Origin of the sequence: Longimicrobium sp. (assembly GCF_048594345.1) — a bacterium.
Classification (GTDB): domain Bacteria; phylum Gemmatimonadota; class Gemmatimonadetes; order Longimicrobiales; family Longimicrobiaceae; genus Longimicrobium.
The window spans coordinates 1-7706 of sequence record NZ_JBMDXM010000070.1 but is presented as its reverse complement, the minus strand read 5'-3'; the positions used below and the strand labels follow the sequence as shown (position 1 = coordinate 7706).

Annotated in this window: 6 protein-coding genes; 2 read left to right on the top strand and 4 right to left on the bottom strand. The window is 69.6% G+C overall.

Annotated elements, in window-relative coordinates; genetic code table 11:
• Window positions 1-215 precede the first annotated feature (215 nt).
• The 3 genes from ACOJUJ_RS08085 to ACOJUJ_RS08075 form a co-directional block, all read right to left on the bottom strand.
• Window positions 216-2381 (bottom strand): TonB-dependent receptor, encoded by a 2166-nt coding sequence (locus ACOJUJ_RS08085; RefSeq protein WP_420126355.1) that lies wholly within the window; start codon window positions 2379-2381, stop codon window positions 216-218.
• 172 nt (window positions 2382-2553) lie between these two features.
• On the bottom strand, window positions 2554-4350 hold the full coding sequence (gene pabB / locus ACOJUJ_RS08080) for an aminodeoxychorismate synthase component I (protein ID WP_420126354.1): 1797 nt from the start codon (window positions 4348-4350) through the stop codon (window positions 2554-2556).
• Window positions 4351-4410: 60 nt separating this feature from the next.
• Complete coding sequence (locus tag ACOJUJ_RS08075) at window positions 4411-4752, bottom strand: hypothetical protein (protein ID WP_420126353.1); 342 nt, start codon at window positions 4750-4752, stop codon at window positions 4411-4413.
• A gap of 269 nt (window positions 4753-5021) precedes the next feature.
• Here ACOJUJ_RS08075 and ACOJUJ_RS08070 point away from each other — a divergent pair, with 269 nt between their 5' ends.
• Window positions 5022-5840 (top strand): DUF2382 domain-containing protein, encoded by an 819-nt coding sequence (locus tag ACOJUJ_RS08070; protein ID WP_420126352.1) that lies wholly within the window; start codon window positions 5022-5024, stop codon window positions 5838-5840.
• A 177-nt stretch (window positions 5841-6017) separates the two neighbouring features.
• Window positions 6018-6572, top strand: a complete 555-nt coding sequence (locus ACOJUJ_RS08065) for a YsnF/AvaK domain-containing protein (protein WP_420126351.1) — start codon at window positions 6018-6020, stop codon at window positions 6570-6572.
• 288 nt (window positions 6573-6860) lie between these two features.
• Here ACOJUJ_RS08065 and ACOJUJ_RS08060 read toward each other — a convergent pair.
• Window positions 6861-7706 (bottom strand): lyase family protein (locus ACOJUJ_RS08060; protein WP_420126350.1); only part of this gene is annotated, 846 nt, incomplete at its 5' end.

The following is a 7706-nucleotide window of genomic DNA, read 5'->3' as shown; positions in this document are numbered from 1 at the left end:
TGAGGAGCCCCGTACGGCCTCCGAGGTGACTCTCAGAGGCTCATCGGCTGAAAATCGCGCCTTCCTCGCGCGCGCGAGGCGCGGCGGCCGTCGTTAGAGACTCAGAATGGAGTTTTGAAACGGCCTCTCCCTCAGGATGACGGTTCACGTGAGGCTGCGCCAACACACGTCCAGGTCCTGCGCGAAAGGCCCGCAGGCGGCACGCCAACGGGGGATCACAGATCCAGTCGCACGCCCGCGTTGATGGAGCGGCCTTCCAGCGGTGCCCAGGCGTCCGTGGTCCAGCGCAGCTCGCGCGAGCGCTGGGGGAGCGGCAGCGGATCCCACCGCGTCTGGCGTGCGTCCAGCAGGTTCTCGGCGTTGACGAACACCCGCGCGGCGCCGATCCGCCGCTCCAGCAGCAGCCCGACCACCAGGTACGGCTCGCTGGTGGATCGATACGGGTTGTCGTCCAGCGACTGGCGGCCCGTGTAGTAAAGCTCCACGCCCACGCGGCCGCGGTCCTCCGCCTCCCACATCCCCACGATCCCCGCCTGGTGGCGCGGCGTCACCGGCACCTCGCGGCGGCCGCCGGCGAAGGGGTCGGGCTCCGTGGCGCGCGTCCAGGTGTGCGTGGCCGTCACGTGCCAGGGCTCGGCGTGGTAGCGGAACAGCGCCTCCGTCCCCCACGTGCGCGTCTGGCCGGGCACGTTGGCCAGCTCCAAGAACGGCCCGCCGGGGAACGCCCGCGGCACCAGCTGCAGCGCGTCGTCGATCACCGAGCCGAACACCGTGGCGTTCAGCTCCACGTCGCCGATCGTCCGCCCCACGTCCAGCGACGCGCCGCGCGCCCGCTCCGCCTTCACCCCGTTCAGCGGCCCCAGCTCCGCCAGGCCGATCGCCTCCGTCTCTTCGGTGAACGGCGTAGGCGCGTAGTAGCCGCCGCCGGCGCTGGCGCGGACCGACCACCCCGCGGCGGGGCGCAGGAGCGCGGAAAGGCGGGGGCTGAAGAAGGTGCCATACTCGCTGTGGCGGTCCACGCGGCCGCTGGCGGTCACGGCCAGCCACTCCGCCACCCGCCAGTCGTCCTGCGCGAACAGGCCGGGGATGGTGAAGGTGTAGTCGAAGCGCGGCACGTCCGAGGCGCGGTAGGCCTCCTGCTGCCACGCCGCGCCCGCGACCAGCGTGTGCTCCCCCACCGTCCGCGCGGCAGACGCCTCGGCGAACCAGGTGTCGTGGCGGTCGCGCTCGCGCACGTCGCCAAAGCGGTGGTCGTGGCGCTGGATCATCCCCGACGCGCGCAGGTTCAGCAGCGTGCCGCCCTCCGTGAGCCACCGTCCCACGAGCCCCGCGTCGCGCCGGCGCGTCTTCAGCTCCTCCGCGCGCCGCACGCCGCCGGGCAGGTCGCCGCCGCCGTTGCGGTCCTCCGCCGTGCCGCCTGCGGTAATGAACAGCGAGCGCCCCTCGCCGCCGTCCCAGAACAGCCGCGGGCGCACCACGCCGCGCGAGTACGACGGAACGTCCGCCCAGCGGTCCTGGTCCACGTCCGCGCGCTTCTGCCCGTGTGCGCCGCCCAGAAAGGTGTATCCCCAGCGCCCGCCCAGCCCGCCGGAAAGCCAGAGCACCGCGTCCGCGCCGCCCAGCGTGCTGGCGTTCAGCAGCAGCTCGCGGTCGCCGGCGGGGCGGCGCGAGACCAGGTTCACCACGCCCCCCAGCGCCGAGGCGCCGTACAGCGCGGAGGCAGCGCCCTTGATCACCTCCACCTGCCCCAGGTCCATGGGCGGAATCTGCAGCAGCCCCAGCGCGCCGCTCTGCCCACCGTACAGCGGCAGCCCGTCGGACAGGATCTGCGTGTAGCGGCCGCGCAGCCCCTGCACCCGCACGCCGGCGCCGCCCAGCGAGGGCGAGGTGGTCTGCACGCGCAGCCCGCTGGTCTCGTTGAGCATCATGGCCACGTCGCCGGGCGTCATCATCATCTTTTCCTCCACCTCTTCGCGCGCCAGCACCTCCACGCGCACGGGCGCGTCCTCGATGCGCTGCTCGCTGCGCGTGGCCGTAACCACCACCGCCTCCAGCTCGCCCGCGTCGTGCTCGTGCCCCTCGTCTTCTTCCGCATGCAGCACGACGTCGATCACCATGTCGCCGCGAACGTCGACCATGCGCGAGTCCGCCTCGAACCCCTCGCGCGTCACCTCCAGCCGGTACGATCCGGCCTCGGTGCCGAACCGGGCATGCCCCGCGCTGTCGCTGCTCGTCTCCAGCGTCCCCAGTCGCACGCGCGCGCCCGCCACCGGCCCATCCTCAGCGCGGACTGTGACGTCCACCCGCACCGCCTGCGCCTGCGCGGAGATCGGCAGAGCGGCCACGAAAGCGGCGATCAACAGGAGGAAACGCATATACATCATTGGCTGAGATTGGTGGATTCAGGTGGATGAACGTAGCTCGACCCGCTGACTGCCACACATCCATCCTCCCAGAAAAGATGGCCTCACACGGAGTTAACGGAGTCAACGGAGTTGCGTGATCATCTCTTTACTCCGTTAACTCCGTTGACTCCGTGTGAGGCAAATTCTTTCAAGGGATGACGACGGCCGCGCGCCATTTTCGCACGGAGTTGATGAGCCAGACATCCTCCGCGCGCGCCAGGTCCGCGGGATGCAGGACGCGCTCGCGGATCTCGCCCGTCGCGAGCAGGTGCGCGCGCAGGACGCCGGGGAGCAGGCCGCACTCCAGGGGCGGCGTCCACAGCGCGCCGTCGATGCGCACCACCAGGTTGGCGATGGCGGATTCCGTAAGCTCGCCGCGCTCGTTCACCAGCAGCACGTCGTCGGAGTCGGGGCGGCTGGCGGCGCGGCGCTCGTACATCGCGCGAGACGTGGTCTTGTGGTACAGCCGCGGATCGGCGCTGTCCACCGGCTCCGCGGCGATGGCGATGCGCGCGGGTTCGTTGGACGGGACGTGCGTCCGTGCTTCGATCTCCATCCGACCTTCCCGGTCCAGCATCAGCCTGACCCGCATCGGCAGGCCGACGAACACGGGAACGAGGGCCGACAGCCGCCGCACGGCTTCGTCCGCATCGAACGCGTAGCCCCAGTACTCCGCGGAATCCGCCAGGCGCCGCAGGTGGCCGTCCAGCAGGAACCATCCATCCGCCGGCTCCCACAGCATCGTCTCCAGCAGCCGGAAGCCCGCCGGCGCGCGGCGGACAAAGGCGGCCTTCGACCAGCTTTCGCGGTACTCCGCCGCCGAGTCGCTGTCCCAGGTGATCCCGCTCCCCACCCCCAGTTCCGCCGTCCCCGCCGCCGCGTCCAGCAGCAGCGTGCGGATCCCCACGCTGAACACCGCCTCGCCGGGCGAAACCAAGCCGATCGCGCCGCAGTATACGCCCCGTGGCGACGGCTCCAGATCACGGATGATCTCCATCGTCCGCACCTTGGGCGCACCCGTCACCGATCCGCAGGGAAAAAGCGCGCGAAACACGTCCGCCAGTCCCACGTCCGGCCGCAGCCGCGCGCGGATGGTGGACGTCATCTGGTGCACCGTCTCGTACCGCTCAACGTCGTACAGCCGCTCCACCCGGACGCTGCCGAACTCCGCCAGCCGCCCCGCGTCGTTCCGCAGCAGGTCCACGATCATCAGGTTCTCCGCGCGGTCCTTGGGCGACCGCGCCAGCTCCGCCGCCAGCGCGCGGTCCTCCGCCGTCCACCGCCCGCGCGGCCGCGTCCCCTTCATCGGCTTCAGTTCCAGCTCCCGCCCCTCAGCGCGAAAAAAGAGCTCGGGGGATGCGGATACCACCGTCGTTCCATCGCCCAGATCGAAGCAGGCGCAGAACGCGGAGCGCTGGCCCAGGCACAGCCTCTCGTACAGCGCCACCGGGTCGCCGCGGAAAGAGGCGCGCAGCCGGGCCGTGAAATTCGTTTGATAGGTGTCGCCCGCCGCGATCAGCGCCCGGACGCGCTCCACCTTCGGCAGGTACTCGGATTCCGGGACATCGATGCTCCACGCCCCCAGCTCCGCCTCGCCGCCCGCCGCGTCCCACGTGGGAACGACGTCGTCGCGCGACACGTAGACGGCGAACCAGGCCAGGGGAAGGCGCGGGTCGGGTGGATGGGTGGCGAGCGCGGGATCAAAGGCGGGCGCCGCCTCGTACGCCACAAAGCCGGCGGCGTGCAGCCCCTCCGCCGCCGCGCGTTCCACGGCCTGGAGAACGCCGACCACCTCGTCCAGCCGCTCCGCGCGCAGGATCGTCCGCAGCCCCCGGAAGCGGAACGAACGCGCGCCTCCGGGACCGCCGGGCGCGTCAAAGCGCACGGCGGCCGCCCCGGCCGCCGCGCTCGCATCCCTCGCCCGCCCCACCGCACCCTGCGCCATGCCGCCTCCCTCCAATGGAAGGCGGCAAGATCGGGCCGGGGCGTGGGTCCCGCAATCGCGCTACACGCCGGCGGCCTCTTTTTCCACCGCGCCGGCGCCGACCTCGGGGACGGAATCGCACGCCTCGGCCACAACCTCGAATGCGATCGCCTTGCGTCCGCGAACGGGCTCCGCGGCGCGGCACAGGAACCACAGCTCCGCGTCGGCGCGCTCCTCCCAATGGGGCGGAAGCGGGTACAGCCGCCGCTTCTCCGAGCCGCAATCAAAGCACAGCCAGCCGTCCGCCATCTGCCTGGGCAGGTGCGATCCAAAGCTGGAGCGAAATTCGGAAACCTGGCCCGGGATCACTTCCCACGCGGTCCAGGTGATGCCATCCGGTGAATCGAAGTTTCGTACCGCCATCTAAGTACATCCTCTTCAACGGGTTAAGCGACACCTCCGGTTGCAAGGACCGGACCGCCGCCGTCTCCTGTACATGATCTACGGCAACTGCTTCGGGTAAACGAAACAGACGTACTCACGTAGCAGACATCGACGCCGCACAGTCTCTATACGGACACTCCAAACGCGCACGGCGCTTGCGTAGGGCCCCGCCCCAATCCGTCCGGCCGTAGGGGTGCGCCGGGGGTGCAGGGACCTTCATCGCAGGGGGAACGATGGCGAGCGAGCCGATGGATCGAGTAGTCCCGCTGAACCAGCTGTCGGGCTACAAGGTGGCCGAGGGTGAGCCGGACATCCGGGGGTGGGACGTGGTGGCCAGCGACGGCCGCCGCCTGGGAAAGGTGGATGACCTGCTGGTGGATACGCAGGCCAACAAGGTGCGCTACGTGGACGTCGACGTGGACGGCGACAACCGCCACGTGACCGTGCCCATCGGCTACGCGCGGCTGGAGGAGAGCCGGAACCAGGTGCTGGTGGACCGGCTGGGGAGCGAGCAGCTGCAGGCGCTGCCCAGCTACACCCGCGGCGGCATCACCCGCGACTACGAGGAGCAGGTGGGGCGCGCCTGCAACGTGAACGCGGCGTCGGCCACGCCCGACTTCTACGAGAACGATGCCTTCCGCGGCGACAAGGAGATGCGCCTTACGCTCAACGAGGAGCAGCTCTCCGTCGGCAAGCGCCAGGTGGAGTCGGGCGAAGTGGGGATTCACAAGACCGTGGAAACCCAGAACGTGCACGAGAACGTGCAGGTGCGCCGCGAGGAGGTGGAGGTGGAGCGCCGCCCGATCGCCGATCCGCTGGCCGCCGGGGCCGGCCAGATCATCGAGACCGAGGACGAGATCCGCATCCCCCTTCACGCCGAAGAGGTGATCGTGGAGAAGCGTGTGGTGCCCACCGAGGAGCTGGTGGTGCGCAAGCGCGAGGTGGTGGAGACCGAGGGGATCGACACCACCCTGCGGCGCGAGCACGCCGAGATAGACCGCGAGGTCAGCGGCGAGACGCACCTGCGCGGCGACCGCCCCGGCGACGACCGGCTGGACCGCCGCTAAACGGCACGGCCGGCCAGACGGGGCGAAGACGGCCACCTCTCCCTTCGCGAAATTCGCGAGGGGAGAGGCTGGGATGCAGACGTGGACGATGCGGCGTAAACACTTGCAGGCACAGTGCTTGCGAAAGCTTGAGCCACAATCGGGTCAGCCGGAAACCTGTAAAAAACTGGAGGCAGCATGCTCGAGAGACTCGGCGGCGATGACCGCGACGACCTGCGCAACGACCGCATGGACAACCGCGACATGGCGATGAGCGCGGACCGCCAGCGGCTGGTGCGCGAGCGCATGGAGGCGCACGGCGTGAACGAGGAAGAGGCGCTGCGCCTGGTGCTGAACGAAGAGCAGCTGGCCGTGGGCAAGCGCGAGGTCGAGGCCGGCTCGGTGGGCGTGCACAAGACCGTCGAAACGCAGCACGTGCACGAGAACGTGCAGCTGCGCCACGAGGAGGTGGAGGTGGAGCGCCGCCCCATCACCGACGGCTACGTCGCCGGCGGCAACGCCATGATCGGCGAGGACGAGGAAATCCGCATGAAGCTGCACGCCGAAGAGGCGGTGGTGGAAAAGCGGGTGGTGCCCACCGAGGAGCTGGTGGTGCGCAAGCGCGAGGTGGTGGAGAACCAGCCGATCGACGCCACGCTGCGCCGCGAGCATGCCGAGGTGGACCGCGAGGTCCGCAACGACACGCACCTGCGCGACAGCCGCCTGGACGACGACCGCCTGGGCCGGCCGTAATCGTCCCCCGGCCGGCGCCCCGCGCCGGGCGCGAACGATGAAGAACGGGCACCCCGCGATCCGCGGGGTGCCCGTTCCGGTTTCGGCGGCATCGAGCACGCGGAAGGCGCCTTTGAAACTGATGAGGGGGTACAGAGGAACAGATCAAGCCAGAGGAACAGAGGAAGACCGGTGTTCCTCTGCGTCTCTGGCTTTTGTCTGTTCCTCTGTACCCCTCCTCAGTTCTTCATCCAGCGGCACGGGGAAGCAAGATCTTTTTCCTCTGCATCTCCGTGTAGTCTCCCCTTCCTACGCCTCCACCTCCACCGGGTGCGGCATGGGGCGGGGCCGCGTCATGCCTTCGGGGGACAGGATCTCCGCCAGCGCCTCGGGGGAAAGCCAGGTCTTTTCGCGGATCAGGTCGTACACGCCGCGCCCCGTGGCCAGCGCCTCGGTCGCCAGCTCCGTGGAGCGCTCGTAGCCGATGTACGGCACCAGCGCCGTCACCAGGCCAATGGAGTTTTCCACCATCGCCCGCATGCGGTCCACGTTGGCGGTAATCCCCAGCACGCACCGCTCGCGCAGCACCACCGCCCCGCGGGTAAGCATGTCCAGCGACTGGAACAGGTTGAACCCGATCACCGGCTCAAAGACGTTCAGCTGCAGCTGCCCCGCCTCGGCCGCCATGGTGATGGTCAGGTCGTTCCCCACCACCTGAAAGCACACCATGTTCACGACTTCCGGGATCACCGGGTTCACCTTCCCCGGCATGATGCTGCTTCCCGGCTGCATGGGCGGCAGGTTGATCTCGCCCAGCCCCGCGCGCGGACCGGAGGAAAGCAGCCGCAGGTCGTTGCAGATCTTGGAAAGCTTGACCGCCACGCGCTTCAGAATGCCGGACAGCTGCACGAACGCGCCCGTGTCGGCCGTGGCCTCGATCAGGTCGGGCGCGGTGATGATCTCCAGCCCCGTCACCTGCCGCAGCTTGTCGCACACCAGCGCCGCGTAGCGCGGGTCGGTGTTGATCCCCGTGCCGATGGCCGTGGCGCCCATGTTGGTTTCGCGGATGAGCGCCGCCGCCTCGCGCAGCCGGTCCATGTCCTCGCCGATGGTGACGGCGTAGGCCGTGAACTCCTGCCCCAGCGTCATGGGCAC

What these genes read in the sequence shown, in the direction of transcription:
- ACOJUJ_RS08075 (WP_420126353.1), bottom strand. Translation starts at nt 4,752, where the DNA reads ATGGCGGTACGAAACTTCGATTCACCGGATGGCATCACCTGGACCGCG.
- ACOJUJ_RS08085 (WP_420126355.1), bottom strand. Translation starts at nt 2,381, where the DNA reads ATGTATATGCGTTTCCTCCTGTTGATCGCCGCTTTCGTGGCCGCTCTG.
- pabB (WP_420126354.1), bottom strand. Translation starts at nt 4,350, where the DNA reads ATGGCGCAGGGTGCGGTGGGGCGGGCGAGGGATGCGAGCGCGGCGGCC.
- ACOJUJ_RS08065 (WP_420126351.1), top strand. Translation starts at nt 6,018, where the DNA reads ATGCTCGAGAGACTCGGCGGCGATGACCGCGACGACCTGCGCAACGAC.
- ACOJUJ_RS08070 (WP_420126352.1), top strand. Translation starts at nt 5,022, where the DNA reads ATGGATCGAGTAGTCCCGCTGAACCAGCTGTCGGGCTACAAGGTGGCC.